At 38.8% G+C, this 18718-nt stretch carries 19 protein-coding genes and 1 pseudogene; 7 read left to right on the top strand and 13 right to left on the bottom strand.

Annotated elements, in window-relative coordinates; all coding sequences use genetic code 11:
• Nucleotides 1–446: 446 nt before the first annotated feature.
• Nucleotides 447–677, bottom strand: coding sequence for a hypothetical protein (locus tag FTU22_RS11685; RefSeq protein ID WP_078190858.1), 231 nt, complete (start codon nt 675–677; stop codon nt 447–449).
• Between the two features lie 235 nt (nt 678–912).
• Here FTU22_RS11685 and FTU22_RS11680 point away from each other — a divergent pair, with 235 nt between their 5' ends.
• A complete protein-coding gene (locus FTU22_RS11680; RefSeq protein WP_180041411.1) occupies nt 913–1389 on the top strand; it encodes a CinA family protein in 477 nt (158 codons plus the stop codon).
• Nucleotides 1390–1467: 78 nt separating this feature from the next.
• Nucleotides 1468–2085, top strand: a complete 618-nt coding sequence (locus FTU22_RS11675; protein ID WP_180094559.1) for an aminotransferase — start codon at nt 1468–1470, stop codon at nt 2083–2085.
• Between the two features lie 65 nt (nt 2086–2150).
• Here the strand turns inward: FTU22_RS11675 and prpC are convergent, their stop codons facing one another.
• Entirely contained in the window at nt 2151–3287 is a 1137-nt protein-coding gene (gene prpC, locus FTU22_RS11670) for a 2-methylcitrate synthase (protein WP_078193462.1), read from the bottom strand.
• A gap of 3 nt (nt 3288–3290) precedes the next feature.
• A complete protein-coding gene (prpB, locus tag FTU22_RS11665; protein WP_180094557.1) occupies nt 3291–4175 on the bottom strand; it encodes a methylisocitrate lyase in 885 nt (294 codons plus the stop codon).
• Between the two features lie 239 nt (nt 4176–4414).
• On the opposite strand from prpB, the gene FTU22_RS11660 reads away from it, so the two are divergent.
• The 3 genes from FTU22_RS11660 (at nt 4415) to FTU22_RS11650 (ending at nt 6669) form a co-directional block, all read left to right on the top strand.
• Complete coding sequence (locus FTU22_RS11660; RefSeq protein ID WP_078188637.1) at nt 4415–5068, top strand: TetR/AcrR family transcriptional regulator; 654 nt, start codon at nt 4415–4417, stop codon at nt 5066–5068.
• Nucleotides 5069–5180: 112 nt separating this feature from the next.
• Nucleotides 5181–6101 carry an ornithine carbamoyltransferase gene (gene argF, locus FTU22_RS11655; protein WP_078193464.1) on the top strand — a complete coding sequence of 307 codons (921 nt, stop codon included), beginning with the start codon at nt 5181–5183 and terminating at the stop codon, nt 6099–6101.
• Nucleotides 6102–6192: 91 nt separating this feature from the next.
• On the top strand, nt 6193–6669 hold the full coding sequence (locus FTU22_RS11650; protein WP_180005563.1) for a hypothetical protein: 477 nt from the start codon (nt 6193–6195) through the stop codon (nt 6667–6669).
• Nucleotides 6670–6716: 47 nt separating this feature from the next.
• On the opposite strand, the gene FTU22_RS11645 is transcribed toward FTU22_RS11650, so the two are convergent.
• The 10 genes and pseudogenes from FTU22_RS11645 to rpiA all read right to left on the bottom strand — a co-directional run bounded on the left by FTU22_RS11645 (nt 6717) and on the right by rpiA (nt 16355).
• Entirely contained in the window at nt 6717–7070 is a 354-nt protein-coding gene (locus FTU22_RS11645) for a YnfA family protein (RefSeq protein ID WP_111883867.1), read from the bottom strand.
• Between the two features lie 77 nt (nt 7071–7147).
• Complete coding sequence (clpA, locus tag FTU22_RS11640) at nt 7148–9424, bottom strand: ATP-dependent Clp protease ATP-binding subunit ClpA (protein WP_078188640.1); 2277 nt, start codon at nt 9422–9424, stop codon at nt 7148–7150.
• 12 nt (nt 9425–9436) lie between these two features.
• On the bottom strand, nt 9437–9850 hold the full coding sequence (gene clpS, locus FTU22_RS11635) for an ATP-dependent Clp protease adapter ClpS (RefSeq protein WP_078188641.1): 414 nt from the start codon (nt 9848–9850) through the stop codon (nt 9437–9439).
• An 18-nt stretch (nt 9851–9868) separates the two neighbouring features.
• The gene (locus FTU22_RS11630; RefSeq protein WP_111883706.1) at nt 9869–10618 is read right to left on the bottom strand and encodes a hypothetical protein; all 750 of its coding nucleotides are present in this window, start codon (nt 10616–10618) and stop codon (nt 9869–9871) included.
• A 79-nt stretch (nt 10619–10697) separates the two neighbouring features.
• Nucleotides 10698–11750, bottom strand: coding sequence for an N-acetyl-gamma-glutamyl-phosphate reductase (gene argC, locus FTU22_RS11625; protein ID WP_180094555.1), 1053 nt, complete (start codon nt 11748–11750; stop codon nt 10698–10700).
• Nucleotides 11751–11903: 153 nt separating this feature from the next.
• On the bottom strand, nt 11904–12857 hold the full coding sequence (locus FTU22_RS11620; RefSeq protein WP_180094553.1) for a hypothetical protein: 954 nt from the start codon (nt 12855–12857) through the stop codon (nt 11904–11906).
• Nucleotides 12854–13384, bottom strand: a pseudogene (locus FTU22_RS16360) (glycosyltransferase family 2 protein); the annotation flags it as partial. The pseudogene FTU22_RS16360 and the gene FTU22_RS11620, both read right to left, overlap by 4 nt.
• A 33-nt stretch (nt 13385–13417) precedes the next feature.
• Entirely contained in the window at nt 13418–14191 is a 774-nt protein-coding gene (locus FTU22_RS16355; RefSeq protein ID WP_257225910.1) for a glycosyltransferase family 2 protein, read from the bottom strand.
• Between the two features lie 599 nt (nt 14192–14790).
• The gene (locus FTU22_RS11610; protein WP_180094550.1) at nt 14791–15471 is read right to left on the bottom strand and encodes a SprT family zinc-dependent metalloprotease; all 681 of its coding nucleotides are present in this window, start codon (nt 15469–15471) and stop codon (nt 14791–14793) included.
• 212 nt (nt 15472–15683) lie between these two features.
• Nucleotides 15684–16355 (bottom strand): ribose-5-phosphate isomerase RpiA, encoded by a 672-nt coding sequence (rpiA, locus tag FTU22_RS11605; protein ID WP_180094548.1) that lies wholly within the window; start codon nt 16353–16355, stop codon nt 15684–15686.
• 107 nt (nt 16356–16462) lie between these two features.
• Here rpiA and ilvA point away from each other — a divergent pair, with 107 nt between their 5' ends.
• The gene (gene ilvA / locus FTU22_RS11600; RefSeq protein WP_180023764.1) at nt 16463–18001 is read left to right on the top strand and encodes a threonine ammonia-lyase, biosynthetic; all 1539 of its coding nucleotides are present in this window, start codon (nt 16463–16465) and stop codon (nt 17999–18001) included.
• A 173-nt stretch (nt 18002–18174) separates the two neighbouring features.
• A complete protein-coding gene (locus FTU22_RS11595; RefSeq protein ID WP_180094547.1) occupies nt 18175–18663 on the top strand; it encodes a hypothetical protein in 489 nt (162 codons plus the stop codon).
• The last annotated feature ends 55 nt before the right edge of the window (nt 18664–18718 follow it).

Here is an 18718-nt window from a genome sequence, read left to right as displayed (position 1 = left end):
GAGATCCATGCACGTGTAGCAGTCCTTAACAGATTTACGGAATTAGGTCGCCCACTTACCCAAGTTACGCCTTAAATTTGGATCAATTAGGGGCGCTTTGCATTTCAAATCTTTGTGCAACAAAGCCAAATAGAAATACACAACTAAGCAAACTAGCGAAATCGTTGAAATTAAAAGATAAGTACCCGTTGTATTGAAGCTTTTTAGAAATTTAAATAAGTCCATCATTTCTTCCCCCCATGAAAAAACGGATAAATTATACTAAATAATATTTGGGGGATTAAATAGCTGTTGGTCGAATAGCTAAATCGATATGATCAAGTGATCATTAAAAATATATATCTCCTTTAAATCTAGATTAATCTATAGTTTGAGTCTATCAAATACAAAAATACAGCTCCTAACTCAATGAGAACTGTATTTTTAATACTAAAAATTGATCGAAATTAAACGGCAAGTACTTTCACAATAATGGTTTGCATGTCTTCATTTTCTTCCGCCAAATAAACACGCTTTAACTCTTTACTTTTCACTTTGAATTGATGATTTTGATACTGAATTACAGCCGGAATTTGATCAAAATACAGGCTATCTGCGTCTAATTCTTCTTGAAAAAGTGGCGTGCCCAATTGATAGTCTAGGCTTTTTAATACTACATATTTAACAGTCGTTTTCATTGAAATAAACCTACTTTTGTTACGCTCTTTATTTTAAGTTTTAACATCGTTTTCCTTCCGAAGAAACCTTTATTTCATATTTTCGTACAGCTTCTAAACAATCACGCTATTTTTGTGAATTCATCAACATCCACAGTGCCAACTTAGACTTTTAGTGAAATTACAGGCGAGCGGAATCAATGCTAAAATTTTAAGAATACTAATGATCATTCACCATTCTACTTTGGGTAAGCACATGCTTAAACTGTGTTGCGATGCTTTAGAACAAAAATCCATGACTATCGCGTTTATCGAGAGTGCGAGCTCTGGTTATTTATGTAGCCAATTTTCAATTTATAAGAATAGTGGTGCAGATATCTTGTTAGGTGGTCTTGTCAGCTATGATCCATCGATCAAGCGTGAAATTTTAAAAGTAGATCCTCTACTAATAGAAAAATTTACGGCCGAATCCGCAGAAGTGACTCAAGCGATGGCTGAGCAAGGACAACAACTATTTTTTCATGCGGACTTCGTGGTGGCATGCACCGGATTACTCAAACCCGGTGGCAGTGCAACAGTAGAAAAACCCGAAGGAACATTTTATATTTCAATCTTACATGATGGTCGTATCTATAATTATCATTATTTTATTTTGGGTACGGCTTTAGAACGCTTAGATCAGTTAACTGAAAATGTTGCTCACAGTGTATTAGACATCTTAAATGCAGAATAAAACATACATAATCTTCATATTTAAATATCATTTTGCATCGCATACTGTATTGAGGAATTTACTTATCAGGACAAGAAAATGCAGCTACGTCATTTCAATGCATTCGCAATTAGCACCCTACTGTCCTGCTCTGCTTTCGCGACGGTAGGCGGCCCTCAAACCATTGAGGTTTTAGGTTTTGATAAAAAAGACCAAAAAATCTATTTAATGCGTCATTTTGAAGATGGTCGTGGTCGTTTACCGCAATTATATTATTATCAATTAGATAGCAAAAAACCGACGCAATTAATTACAGTGAAGTCTTTGTATATTAATCCAAAGACAAAACGGATTGATTACGATCAAGACAGCACCCAGTTTGATAAAGAAATCGCGAAAATAAAAAAACGTGTAGTCAAATTAACACCAGTAAATAACAATAATGCTCGAATACAGTTATTAACAACCATGAATGGCACTGCAAAATCATGGTATGACCCGAATGAAACCATTGATAAATGGACCTATCAATATCGTGTTAAAAATTCGCAGTATAAAAGCGCTGTACAAAATGCTGAGACCTATAAAGAAGGTTTAAAAATCTCTAAAACTTATCGTGTAATGCAAAAGCCCTTTTATTTAGTGACTGTTAAATATCTAGGGATTCCATTTGAAACAGGATATAGCGTTGAAGATCCGGTTTTACTAACCAAATAGATTGTTAACTCAAATACCAAATAATAAAAAAGCCTCTTTTGAGGCTTTTTTATTACACTTCAAAATTATGCCGCTGAACGTTCTGCAATCGGCACAACTTTACGTAGTTCAGGACCTGTATAATCAGCACTTGGGCGAATAATACGGTTGTCTGCACGTTGTTCCATAACGTGTGCTGCCCAACCCGTTACACGTGACATTACAAAGATTGGCGTGAATAGTTTGGTTGCAATATCCATGAAGTGATATGCAGATGCATGGAAGAAATCTGCATTACAGAATAATTTCTTCTCACGCCACATCACTTCTTCACAGCGCACTGATACAGGATAAAGTACAGTATCACCGACGTCTTTTGCTAGGCGTTCAGACCATTTCTTGATAATGCCATTACGTGGATCGTTATCTTTGTAAATCGCATGACCAAAGCCCATGATCTTTTCTTTACGCTCAAGTTTACCCAACATTTCACGCTCAGCTTCTTCTGGAGACGTCCAGTTTTCAATCATTTCCATTGCAGCTTCGTTTGCACCGCCATGTAATGGACCACGAAGTGAACCAATTGCACCTGTAATACAAGAATGCATATCAGACAATGTTGATGCACATACACGCGCTGTGAATGTAGAGGCATTAAATTCATGCTCTGCATATAAAATCAGTGACACGTTCATCACTTGCTCATGCAATTCATTTGGTTTTTCGCCACGCAGTAAATGTAAGAATTGAGCGCCGATTGAATCATCATCGGTGTTTTCTTCTACACGTACACCATCATGGCTGAAGCGATACCAGTAGCAGATGATCGCAGGAAGCGTTGCCAAAATACGATCTGCAACATCTTGTTGTTCATCGAATGATTTTTCAGTTTCAAGGTTACCTAACATTGAAACGCCTGTACGCATCACATCCATTGGGTGCGAGTCAGCAGGAATGCGTTCTAACACCTCTTTCAACGCCTGCGGTAATTGACGCAATGATTTGAGTTTGGCTTTATATGCTGCAAGCTGTTCTGTTGTTGGTAATTCACCAAAGAAAATGAGGTACGCGACTTCTTCAAACTGACAGTTTTCTGCCAAGTCTTGAACGTCATAACCACGATAGGTTAAGCCCGCACCACTTTTGCCTACAGTTGACAATGCAGTTTTACCAGCTACTTGTCCGCGCAGTCCTGCGCCCGTGAGTACTTTTCCTTCAGCCATTTTTTATTTTCCTTCAGTGAACAATTTATCTAAGGTGTTTTCAAAAGTATGATAATCGAGGAATTGATAGAGTTCTTTTCGTTGTTGCATTTTATCCAGTACATTGACTTGTGTACCGTCATTGCGGATCGCATGCATCACTTCGAGTGCTGCTTTTTGCATTGCACGTGTTGGTGATAATGGGTAAAGCACCATTGAAATGCCTTGCTCGCCTAGTTCTTCTTTGGTGTAGTAAGGGGTATCACCAAACTCTGTAATGTTTGCCAGTACAGGGACACCAACTGCATCGCAGACTGTTTTATACATGGTAATGTCAGTCATCGCTTCAGCAAAGATGGCATCTGCGCCTGCTTCTACACATGCACATGCACGGTCGATCACTGCTTGCAAACCTTCTTTTTGTAATGCGTCTGTACGTGCCATCACTACAAAGTTTGAATCGGTTTTTGCATCGACTGCAGCTTTAATACGGTCAACCATTTCCTGCTGCGTCACAATTTCTTTGTTCGGACGGTGACCACAACGCTTTTGTGCCACTTGGTCTTCGATATGAACCGCTGCTGCACCCGCAGCAATCATTTGCTTCACAGTGCGGGCAATATTAAATGCACCGCCCCAACCTGTATCGATATCGACAAGCAATGGCGTATCTACACGTTCAGTAATACGACGAACATCTTCCAAAACATTATCTAAACTGGTCATGCCTAAGTCAGGTAAACCATATGAATAGTTCGCAACACCTGCACCAGATAAATATATGGCTTTATAGCCAACTTCTTTTGCCATCATTGCTGCATAGGCATTTACTGTGCCAATGATTTGTAATGGTTTTTCGATTTCCAATGCTTGTCTAAATCTTAAGCCTGCAGACGTTTGTTGTGTCATATTCCTTTCCACGGCATTTACTTTAATTTTCGAAGTTTGAGTATATCCATATTTTTTTCCAACTCTATGGCTTTGTAGAATATTAACTCTAAAACTTTAGTCAAATATTTCACTTGTCACCTATCTGTTGTTATTCTTTAGTCAAAGATCTCTTATTTATGAGCAAAGCAGAAAAGAACTGAATTTTTTGCTATAATTATCGTCAGCTCAGCTCTTTTTTTGTTAAATATTATCACTTTATGCAAGATTTAATACACATTGAACCTTTAACGCATGACCAGCCACAAACGCGGCGCGGACATGAACGATGTGTTGCGCTTTTAGAAAGTGCTACGGAGCTTTTTTTAAAACGTGGGTTTGATGCAGTTTCATTAGATGACATCGTGAATCATGCGGGTGGTTCAAAAGCGTCAATCTATAAATATTTTGGTAATAAAGACGGGTTATTTAAGGCTATTTGTGACTATCGTCGCTGCTTATTTTTCAAAGATATTTGCCTACCATTTACAGTCAGCCCTGACACCGATATTCGTGCTTATCTCATCAATACTTTAAGTGACTTTCATCAGCATATCGTGATGCCTGAAAATGCGGCATTTATGCGGTTAGTCTTAGAACAAACAGGACGTAATCCTGAAATAGCACGTTATATTCATGAGCAAGGCCCAAAACAAATTCAGAACACCGTTGCAGAAATTTTAAATCAAGCGCATCAACACGGTTTGCTGTATTGTGAAAACCCGCTGTTTTCGGCTCAATTTTATTTTGGAATTTTGCGAAATTTAGAATGGCGCGTTCTCATGGGCATCACCATTGATGAAAATGATCAAGAAACCATCAATTACATCAGTTATTGCGTCGATCGTTTCCTAGACGGTCACCAAAAGCGCTAGATTTTTTGCAATTTACCTCTCTTATAGTATATTAATCGATTCCTATTTCTCTAACCAACCAACAACTAATTGTTGTTTTGTTTTTTGATTCAGCAATTATTGTGGAGTAACAATGGCTCTACGTCACTTTCTAACTTTACGCGATTTATCGACTTTAGAACTTAATCAAATTGTACAGCGCGGTATCGAACTCAAGCGCAAACAGCATAACAATGAAGTTTTCCAACCTTTCGTTGGTAAAGTCATGGGCATGATTTTTGAGAAATCGAGCACCCGTACACGTGTATCGTTTGAAGCAGGAATGAGCCAATTTGGTGGTAGTGCAATTTTCCTTTCATCTCGCGACTCTCAATTAGGGCGTGGCGAGCCAGTAGAAGATTCTGCACGCGTGATTTCAAGCATGCTTGATATTGTAATGATTCGTACTTTTGGTCATGACATTGTTGAACGTTTTGCTTCTTATTCAAAAGTTCCTGTCATCAATGCATTAACAGATGATCACCACCCTTGCCAATTACTTGCCGATGTTCAAACATTTGTTGAACACCGTGGTTCTATTGAAGGTAAAACGGTTGCTTGGATTGGTGATGGCAACAATATGTGTAACTCATATATTGAAGCGGCTCATATGTGGGGCTTTAAATTAAAAATCGCTGCACCTAAGGGCTATGAACCTAAAGCAGAATTTCTATCTGAATTTGCACACTGTGTGGAACTTGTTGATTCTGCCGAAGATGCTGCAGTTAATGCAGATTTAATCGTTACAGATGTTTGGGCAAGTATGGGCCAAGAAGAAGAGCAAAAAATTCGTGAAAAAGCGTTTGCTGATTATCAAGTGAATGAACGCCTGATGGATCTTGCTCACGCTGACTGCCTATTTATGCACTGCTTACCTGCGCATCGTGGCGAAGAAATTTCTGAAAATATGCTTGACCACAAAAATGCTGTGGTTTGGGATGAAGCTGAAAATCGCTTACATGCACAAAAAGCACTTGTTGAATTCTTAATTAACGAAAATCTTAAAAAAGACTAAGGTTTTACTTAGATAAATGAAGCACCTTCGGGTGCTTTTTTTGTTTTTGCATGCTTTAATAAAACCATAACTTTTATAAGTGATTAAGATTATGCGTTTAAGAAATATTTGCTTATTGGCTCTTGGATTGAGCTTATCTACTTTTAGCTTTGCTGGTGAACCAAGTGAATTAGATCAATACTTGGTGAAAAATCAGATTTTAGATAGCAATTTTAAAATTAAAAATAAAACAGGTTTAAACGAAATACTGGCTGCTATTAGTGATGAAGATTCACGCACTCTTCCCTATCAAGTTGATCAGAATATGTTGATGGAAAAAATGGAAATTGAAGCGGATAAGATTGAAATTGATGGTATTATCACTACCCCTGATTTTGCGCAATTTGAACAATCAGTCGGTGAACATAAGGTGAAGCAACTCATCAAGCATAATTCACTCCAAAACTGTGAATTACTATTCGAGCATCAATTTCAACGTGTTAATCCATATAAAATTGAAATGGATCTAAGCTCGGGTAGCAATCAATACGAAATTATCATTAAAAATACAGAGTGCAAATTTAAATAAATATCTAATTTCTTACAGCTCTTGGTTTAACTTTTGCATTGTTTAACTTAACGAATTAAACCTTGAGGCTGTAATACAATCACAGCTGCGCCCACCAACACAATGACGCCACCTAGCATATCCCAACGTGTTAGAACTACGTGATCGACAAAACGCAACCACAGCAATGCAGAGAAAATGTAGATTCCGCCATAGGCTGCATAGATACGACCCGAAGCTGCTGGATGCAACGTTAATAACCAAACAAATGCAGCCAATGCAAGCGCTGTTGGAATCCATAACCACTGCGATTTTTGCTGATTTAAAATCAAATATGGGAAGTAACAGCCTAAAATTTCCATCAGTGCTGTCAGTGCAAATAAACCAAATGTGGTCAGCACTTTTGTTAATGGTATGTCCATCATTGAGAAACCCAAATCTAGCGTCGAATAAATATAAAAAACCCGTGCAAGCACGGGTTTTTCGTTAATTAAATTACTTAAGCAGGTTCAGCGGTTTGGTCTTCAAACACTTCGAGTTTTAAGCCCACAGCTTTGCCATTTTCTTTCTTCACTGAAACAGCAACATTGCCGCCATGTTCCGCAAGTTCACCAAACAAAATCATTTCAGCAAGCGGTTTTTTCAAATGCTCTTGGATTAAACGCTGCATTGGACGCGCGCCCATCAAGCGATCATATCCTTGCTCGGCCATCCATTCGCGTGCATCTTGATCAACTTCAAGAACCACCTTCTTATCATCTAACTGTGCCTGAAGCTCTGTTAAGAACTTATCAACCACACTTTCAATAACGGTTGTTGGCAATGCTTTAAATTGAATGACACCATCTAAACGGTTACGGAACTCTGGAGAGAAGGCTTTTTTCATCGCGTCTTGGTTGTCATTACTGTTATCTTGATCCATGAAACCAATGCTCACACGTGAAATTGATTCCGCACCAATATTTGTAGTCAGCACTAACACGACGTTACGGAAGTCAGACTTACGACCATTGTTATCCGTTAATGAACCATGATCCATAATTTGTAATAACAAATTAAAGACATCTGGATGTGCTTTCTCAATTTCGTCTAGTAAAAGTACGCAATGCGGATTCTTATGAATCGCGTCGGTCAACAAACCACCTTGATCAAAACCTACATAACCCGGAGGCGCACCAATTAAACGAGATACGGCATGACGTTCCATGTATTCCGACATATCGAAACGTACAAGTTCAACGCCTAATAATTTTGCCAATTGCTTAGTGACTTCAGTTTTACCCACACCTGTAGGACCAGCAAAGACAAAATTACCCACTGGCTTATCTGGTGCTTTAAGACCTGCACGAGATAATTTAATCGCAGATGCAAGCGCTTCAATCGCTTCATCTTGACCAAACACCACACGTTTCAGATCACGCTCTAGATTTTCAAGAACGCTCTTGTCATCTTTAGAGACAGTTTTTGGTGGAATACGCGCAATTTTCGAAACGATATCTTCAATGTTTTCAACTGAAATGACTGTATCATCTTGCTCAGCTTTTAAACGACGCTGTGCACCCGCCTCATCAATCACATCAATGGCTTTATCAGGCAAGAAACGATCATTGATAAATTTCGCAGATAGTTCTACCGCAGAAACCAACGCTTGATCTTCGTATTTCACATGATGGAATTCTTCAAATTTGCCTTTTAAGCCACGCAGAATATCAATCGTTTCTGAAATAGATGGTTCATTGACATCAATTTTTTGGAAACGACGAGATAATGCATGATCTTTTTCAAAAACTTGACGGTATTCTTGGAAAGTCGTTGAACCGATACAACGTAAAGTACCATTCGCCAAAGCTGGCTTGATGAGGTTCGATGCATCCATCGTGCTACCCATACTTGAGCCTGCACCGATGATCATGTGAATTTCATCAATAAATAAAATAGCTTCGGGCTTTTTCTTCAAGGCATTTAGCAGTTGTTTTAAACGCTTTTCAAAATCACCACGGTATTTAGTTCCTGCAACTAAAGCACCAATGTCTAAACTAAACACTTCTGCATTTTCAAGCGGTTTAGGTGCTTTACCATTTACAATGAGCCAAGCCAATCCTTCAGCAATCGAAGTTTTACCTACACCCGGATCACCCACCAAAAGTGGGTTGTTTTTACGGCGACGGCATAGAATTTGAGCTGTACGTTCAATCTCTTTTTCACGACCAATCAGTGGATCTGTTTTGCCTTTTTGAGCTTCAACATTGAGATTGGTCGTATAAAGCTCTAATGGGCCAGAATTTGAAGACGTAGTGCTTTCACCATCGAGCTCTTCGATTTCCTCTTCGGCTTGGACTTCATCTTTACGTGTGCCATGTGACAAATACTGCGTTAATGTCAAACGGTTGATTTGATGGCGTTTAAGTAAATACACCGCAAATGAATCACGCTCTGAATACATCGCAACTAAAATGTCTGCACCTTCTACAGTGCGGTCATTTCCACTCGATTGCACATGGAAAATTGCACGCTGCAAAATACGATCAAAACTTTCTGTAGGATGTGGTGCTTGATCGCTATTTTCGCCAAGCTTTGGGGTATGTTGTTCTACGTATTCTTCAAGTTCTTTGCGAAGCACAATAATGTCTGCGCCACATGCTTTCAATGCATTAACAGCGGAATCATTATCCAGTAAAGCCAATAATAAATGTTCTACCGTCAAAAATTCATGTCTCTTTTGACGAGCCATGCTGACAGCCAAACGTAGTGATACTTCTAATTGACGACTGAGCATGTAATCCCCTTATTAATCTTTTGGCTCAATCTGACAAAGTAATGGATGACTTTGCGACCGAGCGTAATTATTGACCTGATTTGCTTTAGTCTCTGCGATGTCTCGCGGATAAACCCCTGCAACACCCTTTCCTTCATAATGTACAGTTAGCATTACTTGAGTGGCTTGGTCAAGATTCAAAGCAAAGTATTGTTGTAAAATTTCAATTACAAAGTCCATTGGGGTGTAATCATCGTTCATTAAAACGACAGCATACATAGGAGGACGCTTTAACTCAGGTGGCGCAGTCAATACTTGAATGTCTGAATCACCATCATCCTGCGTACCTTGGCTGAGAGTCGGGTTTAGATGCCAGTCCACTAAACCAGATTGGTAAAATGAATTTTTAATGTCAGATAAACACGTTTGACGCTTATTGGTTCGCATAGGATTTAGGTTTCACACTTAGTTTGCACTTGCTTCAGTTTGAGGAATTTCTGAAAGGAAGGCAGATTGATTTTCAACAGGCTGACCTTTCGACCAGCTAAAACGGCGAATAACGGGTTTAGAACCGCTTAAACGCACTTCAATAAAGTCTGGACTAAAGCCTTTTGGCATGGTCCAACGTCCAGTGAGTCGCTCACTTTCGCTAAAGTTAAAGTTTTTGTCTTCTAAAGGCACTACAAGTACTTCTGTACCCTTAATTAGACGCAGCTCAACACTTCCAGATACATTACTTTTTGACGGACTTACTTGAACGAGATCAAGTTGGTATTCATACGCATTTTCAGGTAATGGTTTAATCGCTAAATGTTGTACTGCAAGCGGCATACCACCACGTTGGCGCAATACTTCACGATACAAAACACCCAAATTACCTGTTAACTCTTGATCATCACGTGCTTTTTTAACAGCCAAATATAAATCATTTGAATTACTTACAGCGACATCACGCTCTTGGATTGCCGCATTCAAACTTTTATTCAGGCCTGCTAATTCAGTTTTTTGCTTTTGCACTACATCAACAAGTTGCTCTGCATCTGCATCATATCCGACCACAGTTAAGCCCTGACGATGACCGATACTATATCCGAGAAAACCGCTGCTCAATGCAAGTACAACTGCACCAATCGCCAGTGGCATATTCGTCTTCATAAAAGGCGTTTTTTCACTGTTTTCAGGTTCTGACTTGAAATTAGATTCTGTATTCGACATCGTCATCTCTTATTTTTAGTTCACTCAAGGCACACATTTAAATCCAGTTTTAAATGTGTGTGAAGTTTTAAATCGTTTCTTATGGTAATAAACCAATGCCTTGAAGTCCTGCATTTTCAGCAAAACTAAACATCAAGTTCATATTTTGTACGGCTTGACCTGCTGCACCTTTCACCAAGTTGTCTTGAGCCACCAAAATCACTAATTTTTTCGGCTGAGGTTTGCAAATCGCAATACGTAATTGGTTCGCACCACGCACAGTACGTGTTTCAGGTGAGCTTCCTGCAGGCATAACATCTACAAACTGCTCATTGGCATAGAACTGTTCATATATGCTTTGTAAATCCGCAGAAGCACCTGCGTCAGTCAAATCAATATAGATAGTGCTGAGCATGCCACGAATCATCGGTACTAAATGCGGTACGAATAAAATTTCGTTAAACACACCTTTTTGACCTGAAATATTTTCTAAGGCTTCTACAATTTCAGGATGATGACGGTGACCCGCTACACCATAAGCTTTAAAGTTATCGGCATTTTCAGAATAGATCATACCTAGGCTGGCTTTACGACCTGCACCAGACACACCTGATTTTGCATCAATAATAATGCTTTCAGGTTTCACTAATCCTTCAGCTTTTAATACTGGCGCTAAACCGAGCTGAACAGTTGTTGGGTAACAACCTGGGTTACCAATCACTGAAGCCTTTTGAATTTTTTCACGGTTTAATTCAGACAAACCATAAACTGACTCTTTTAATAATTCTGGGCAAGCATGGTCGAGGCCATACCATTTTTCAAATTGAGCTAAGTCCTGCAAGCGGAAGTCAGCAGCAAGGTCAATCACTTTAGTATTTGCAGCAACTAACTCTTCTGCGTGTTTCATTGCTACACCGTGCGGCGTCGCAAAAAATACAACGTCACATTGTTTTAGTTCTTCAATATTAAGATCTGAATAGCAAAGGTCTGTATGTCCACGTAAGCTTGGGAACATATCATCCACACGGCGGCCATTTTCAGTACGCGAAGTTAAAACTTTCACTTCTGCATTTGGGTGTCGCAGTAAAATACGCAGTAATTCAACACCTGTGTAACCTGTACCGCCGACAATACCTACTGAAATCACGCTCATTACCTCAATTCAAAGTATCCATTTAATGACTGCGTAGTATGACAGGAAGTTGAGGATTTCTGAACTGTTTTGCTTAGTTATTAGTTGAAATTAGCATTTTCTTTATCATAAAGAATCCAAGCTAGCATCTGGTTTTAACTCATAATAAATTTACTAAAATTTAAGCACCCATTCGCCCATTAAATAACGATAGCTATAATCGGCACCATAATATGAAGCACTGTTACTATAACCCGCATTTAAGCGCACAAATTGGTTTTGATGAATTGGACTCTGTATGTTCAGTTCCAGCAGTTTTGTTGACTGGCTTGGTGCATCAGCCACTTTTTCTCGACCATACCCAACGGTCATACCCATCGTCCAACCACTGAATCGTTTACGCCACCCCAGTGCCAGCATACTTTCTTCATAATCTTTAGGATTAAAATACAAACCTGCAACATCATTCGCATCACTTCGATACATACGGTATCGCGCCTGTAATGTTAAGCCGTGTTCTAAGGATGGCTGATAGATTAATTTTAAGCGACCATGATCACGGCGATTGTCATCAGAGAAAAGCTGTGTTGCAGCCAAACCAACCACGGTAACATGTGGCCCTATTTGCTGATCAACCGCGCCACCCAAATAGGTAAAATGAATACCGTGCTCTAAAGCTGGTCGTGTTTCGACCCAATCACGATTTGCAAATACTTCAACTGCAGTACTTTTAGTTAATGGTTGACGATAGCTACCATCAAAGGTGGCTAAGGTATGGTCATTTTGTTCAAAAACCCCAGCTTCAAGCGTCCATCCATTTGCAGTTGCAGCTTCTACATTTTTAGCAATGATTGATACTTTATAAGCATCGCTTTTCCAATCATCAATTTTATAATTATAGGCACTAAAACGTGCGCCTAAATAATCATTTGCATTGTTATATTGAGGAAAAACTTCAGCTGATAATTTTTTCGTTTCAAAACCTTCACTATCATGGCTAATGAAAAACTCAGTACCCGCAGCCCAATCTAAAGCTTGGCTGTCTGACGTTTCACCCGCCTGTACATAGCTTGAAAGTACGCACAAAAAGCATAATGAGAAACCAAAGTTCACGTTGCTAAATTTCATTTAGTACCCCATTTTTTACGTGTTTTCAAAATTTCGTCCAAGTAGCCTAAAATGCTTGCTGGTTGCAACAAGAAACTATAAGCCAAAACATAAATAAAAAAACCCGTTAGGTTTTTACGTATTTTAAGACCCATAGTTTTAAACATACGCTTTTCAATACTGTAATTGAGAAAACCCAACAAAAAAGCCATAGGTAAGAGAGCCAAAGTCATTGGGCCAACTATCCAAAAATGACCAAAACATGCTAAAATAATTCCAGGAATAAAACCAAAGGTAAAGGCAATGTCTAACCATGGAAACAGCACATTCCAATGAATAAAGAATGTAGATAACCGCGGCTTAATCAAAATACCAGGATGCTTAATAAAAGCCTCCATCATGCCACGTGCCCAACGCTGACGTTGTTTAACAAAAACGTTGAGTTCCGTCGGCGCATTGGTAAATACACAGGCATCCTCCGAATGTCCAACACGGTAACCTGCTCTGAGCAGAGCCCAAGTAAGTACAATATCCTCACCTACACATTCAGGCCACCCCCCACTTCAACAAGTGCATTACGGTCATAAATTGAAAATGCCCCTTGAGCAACCAAGGTGCCTTGATATAAAGACTGTAAGCGTTTTGTCGCTGCAATTCCCAAAAAAATAATCCCACTCTTGCGTTTTTGTCAGTAAATTTTGACGTGAATTTCGTACCAAAATTTTACCTGCAACAGCGCGTGTATTCGGCGGATCTGCAACATAGCGCTCCACAATGCATTGCAACGCAATACGGTGTAAGTAAGAGTCTGCATCAACGGTGAGCACCAAATCATGTTTGGCTAATTTCAACCCTTCATTTAAGGCATGAGCCTTACCCGCATTTTGGGTTAAATCCAATAAAGTCAGCCATGAATACTGAGCTTCAGCCTGTTTTACCAATTGTGCAGTACTATCTTTAGAACCATCATTAATCACAATGACTTGCAGTCCACCTGGATAATTTTGTCGATCCACACTTTGAAGCGTGTCTAGGATAGAAGATTCTTCATTGTATGCAGCTATGAGAATTGTAATATTCGGATATACATCTAAAATTTGTCGTTTAGGCCTTTTATCCATCAACAAACTTAGTGCGGCAAAGGAATTCATAAATCCAGGGATAATGGCAATGCCGAAAATAAAAAATATTGCTGCTACAGAGCCAATTAATTCACTTAAATCTCTAATCCAATTTTCAGCCATCCATAATGAAAAATATGTCCAAAGACAAGCCCCAATGAAAGCAATAACAAATTTAACGCGTACAGAAATATAAAACCGTGTAGCAACACTGCTACGATCATGAGTAACCATATACAAATGCTTTAAGCGTCAGACAATAACGCCTGGAGAGAAAACAAACTGAAAGCGCACGTAAAAAATACAATGAATAAATATCAATACATTAGAACATTCCAGATTGGTTTTTAACCAATCAGACAATGTGCTCAAAACCACGCCCCAACCCAAACACATAATACCAACAAAGCTTCACAAAACAACAATAAAATGTGACTTATATAACAACTTTTTTAAATTATTTATAATTATCTCAATAAAATAGTGGAGTAAAAACTCTAATTATTACCATGAGAAAATAATCATAATTCAGTTTCTACACTTACGCGGAAATAAAGATTTCGTAAAGTAGCAAGAGCAAGACAATGGATATTTGGAATTAGAATATAATAATTAGTTAAATTTAATAAAACACAATTTCAATATTAACCATACCAATATGCTTTACATCATCGGCGTAACCTTACTTATTGTTATTATCGTTCATTACAAACTATATCTTGCAGAAGCCTTTTCATTTGAAAATTGCTTCTTTTTAATACTTCTGTTAATAATTTTTGTATTAATCAAAAGCTACCGCATTTTGCATTAATTTTTAAAATAAAAAATTAACCTCAAACAATATTCCACCACCAAGGCATCGGTGTACTTTTTAAAGTTTTCCGATGATCTTTATAGTTTGAATCATGCTTCTCCACCTCCTCCCAAAAATTCAGACTATGATCAAAGTGCTTGGTATGTGCCAATTCATGCACTGCCACGTAGCGTGTGATTTCCTGCGGAAAAAGCACCAAACCACTATTCAACATAATGTCATGCTTTGCAGAACAGCTGCCCCAGCGGGTTTTGGGCTGACGTACTGCACACTGATTAAACTTCAGACCTGTCTCACTGCTCACTTGCTTTAAATAAATTGGTAAATACTCTTTGGCATAAGCAATCACAAAGCTTTTTAAATATTGCTCAGGCTGCCGAACACTGATGAAAAGCTGATGCTTTTCTTCATCTAAGATGAATGAGTTTTTTTGTACTTTATAAACAATGCTTAGAGGCTGCTCTAAATTGAATAGTTTTAATTCTACTGGTAGCGTTTTATCAATCTGCCCTGTTTTTTCCTGCTGCTTCTGCCATGTCTCAATCATCCATTGTTCCGATTGTTTAAGAAAATCTTGAACTTGGCGCTGTGTACAAAACTGGGGAACCGTTAATTTAATTTGAGTTGGTTCTACACGCAGCCTTAAGCGTGTGGCACGTAATTTTCGGGTGATTTGAATTTCAGGAAGGTTTGGTGTCATTTATTCTTTTTAAAAGCTTATTAATAATGCATAAAATTGAATTTTAAATATTTTCAAAAATATATTAGGAGTCCCTTCTCCCTAAGGGAGAAGGTTAGGATGAGGGGACTTTTAAATTGACCTCTCCCTAACCCTCTCCTCAAAGGAGAGGGAACTTCCATTAGAAATTTAATATAAATCGAAACTCAATTTACAATTAAATTTTCTATAGATTAAACCGCAGTACGCTCTTCAATACCGTTATCAGTTGCAACAACAGCAATATCCGCTTTGTTCAAAGCAAAGATGCCGTTACACACTACACCCGGAATGTCATTCAAAGTCTTTTCAAGCTCTAAAGCATTTAGGATATTTAAGTTGTGTACGTCTAAAATTACGTTGCCGTTGTCCGTTAACACACCCTCACGGTAAACAGGATCACCGCCTAAAGAAACGATTTTACGCGCAACAGCAGAACGTGCCATTGGAATCACTTCTACAGGAAGTGGAAATTCGCGACCCAATTGCTCAACCCATTTAGAGTCATCAACGATACAAACGAATTTTTTTGCAATAGATGCCACGATTTTTTCACGAGTCAACGCAGCGCCGCCGCCTTTAATCATGTGCATATGACGGTCAATTTCATCCGCACCATCCACATAGGCATCCAAACCGCCAACGTGGTTCATATCAACCACTTCAATGCCTAATTTTTTCAAACGTTGTGCAGTTGCTTCAGAACTGGCAACCGCAGCTTCGAGTTGAAGCTCTGGCAATAATTCGATGAGGAAGTTCACAGTACTTCCTGTACCAACACCCAAAATACCGCCCTTTGGCAAATGCTTTAACGCAGCTTTTGCAGCAGCTTGTTTCTTTTCATCTTGGGTTGCATACAGACTCATAACTTGGCTCAACTATTTTTTGACATTAGACGCTGATTTTTCAGCCCAAATGTACAGGGGTTTGTTACAATAAACCCCTATTTTAAACTGTTAGATGGAAAATTAACATGCTGTCTCGTTTGGTTCGACAAATATTACAGGCAACGGTCTATGACGTTGCAATCGAAACCCCACTCGAAGCAGCGCCACGAATTAGTGAAAAACTAAACAATAACATTCGCTTTAAACGCGAAGATTTACAACCTGTCTTTTCTTTCAAGCTACGCGGTGCCTACAACCGTATTAGTCAATTACCGAAATCTCAGTTGGAACGTGGCGTTATTACTGCTTCTGCAGGTAACCATGCTCAAGGCGTGGCGTTATCTGGTAAAAAGTTGGGTATCCGCGCCATTATTGTTATGCCTAAAACCACACCAGACATTAAAGTACAAGCGGTTAAACGCTTAGGCGGTGAAGTAGTTCTGCATGGTGATTCTTTTGACGTAGCCAATAAATATGCAATCCAATGTGCAAAAGATGAAGGTATGACCTTTATTCCACCTTATGACGACGAACTCGTTATGGCCGGTCAAGGAACCATTGCCAACGAAATTTTGCGTCAATGGCGTGATGTAGACTATGTATTTGTTGCTGTTGGCGGTGGCGGTCTAATTGCCGGTGTAGCTGCTTATCTTGGTGATGTGGCACCGCATGTTAAAGTCATTCCTGTTGAATATGACGAATCAGCATGTTTAAAAGCAGCCTTTGAAGCTAATGAACGTGTCATTCTTCCATCTGTAGGTTTATTTGCCGACGGTACAGCAGTTGCACAAATTGGTGAAAAACCATTTGAAGTGATTCAGCTACAAAAATCAGATAACTCAGGCCCAATTGTTGAGCGTGAAGTTGTACTGGTAAATACAGATGAAATCTGTGCAGCGATTAAAGATACCTTTGATGAATGCCGTAGCATTGTTGAACCATCTGGTGCAATGGCGCTTGCAGGTATCAAGAAGTATGTTGCAGAGCATGGTCTAGAAGGCAAAAATATGGTGTCGATTGTATGCGGCGCCAATATGAACTTTGACCGTCTGCGCTACATTGCGGAACGTACTGAACTGGGTGAACGCAAAGAAGCGATCTTTGCTGTGACCATTCCAGAAGAAAAAGGTTCATTCCTCCAATTCTGCCGCGCGCTACAAGGCCGTAACATCACTGAGTTTAACTACCGCGCAAGCAACTCAAGTGCCGCTCAAGTATTTGTGGGTATCAGTCTCAAAAATGGCGAAAAAGAACGTCAGGAAATTTTTGAAACCTTAAAATTCCAATACGATGTAGACGATCTTTCTGATGATGAGGTGGCTAAACTGCATATCCGTTATTTAATTGGCGGTCATGCCGATATTGAAAATGAACGCCTATTCCGCGTGGAATTCCCTGAACGTCCGGGCGCACTACTGACTTTCTTAGAACGTCTTGGACCTACACATAACATCACCCTATTCCACTACCGTAACCACGGTGCTGCGGAAGGTCGTGTATTGGTGGGTATGGAAGCAACGGATGCCAAACAAAACCCTGATGGTTTGATTGAAACATTGGAAAATATTACCTACCCATATGTTGAGATTACAAATAATCTCGGTTATCAACGTTTCTTGAAATAAATGAGACTTCTATAAAAAAGCTGGAATCTAGATTCCAGCTTTTTTATTTGCATCAATTCTTTTCTACATCAAAATAAATATATTCATCAATTTAATTCATCAACGCTGTCATTGTTGTTAAATTCATCACACACTATAATCCATTGAAAATAAAACAAAATGGATAATTAAAGTTGAATATTTATGCCTTATTAATGATCGCTATTGTGGGTTTAGGTGGGTATTTTTATGTATATCCAGCTTATCAACTTAAGCAAGAGGAAGATAAGATTCGTCAAAGTATGAAACAAATTCCAAATCAGTCCCGTACGCAAAATCTAGAAAATATTTACGGATATACCGCGCAGGCTGAAATGCTGAATCAATATCCAAATTATATTGTATATATTCGCTTTGATGAGCTAAATGATCAAACCGCTCCAGAACCTGTTCAAGCCATCATCCGTGAATTTTCATGCGATGGCTTAAACCGTTTAAAGAATAATTCCGAGCTTGTTCGTAAAGCCACTCTAAATGTCATTAAAGAAGATCAACATCAATTTCAATATATTCTAAAAAATAAACTAGGCTATGAAATTTTTAAATACCAACAAGTTATGGATAATTGTCCCAATATTGCTGAACTTTATGCCTATCAAAACGCTGAAGAAATTAAAAATTAAAACTTTTCGGTTTAGATGGATTATGTAAATTTTCATAGCCGCTCTAGGCTGAACA

It is taken from the genome of Acinetobacter sp. YH12076, assembly GCF_013419525.1.
In the GTDB taxonomy this organism is placed as follows: domain Bacteria; phylum Pseudomonadota; class Gammaproteobacteria; order Pseudomonadales; family Moraxellaceae; genus Acinetobacter; species Acinetobacter amyesii.
The sequence above is the reverse complement of the archived record's forward strand: the minus strand, read 5'-3'. Positions and strand labels throughout refer to the sequence as shown.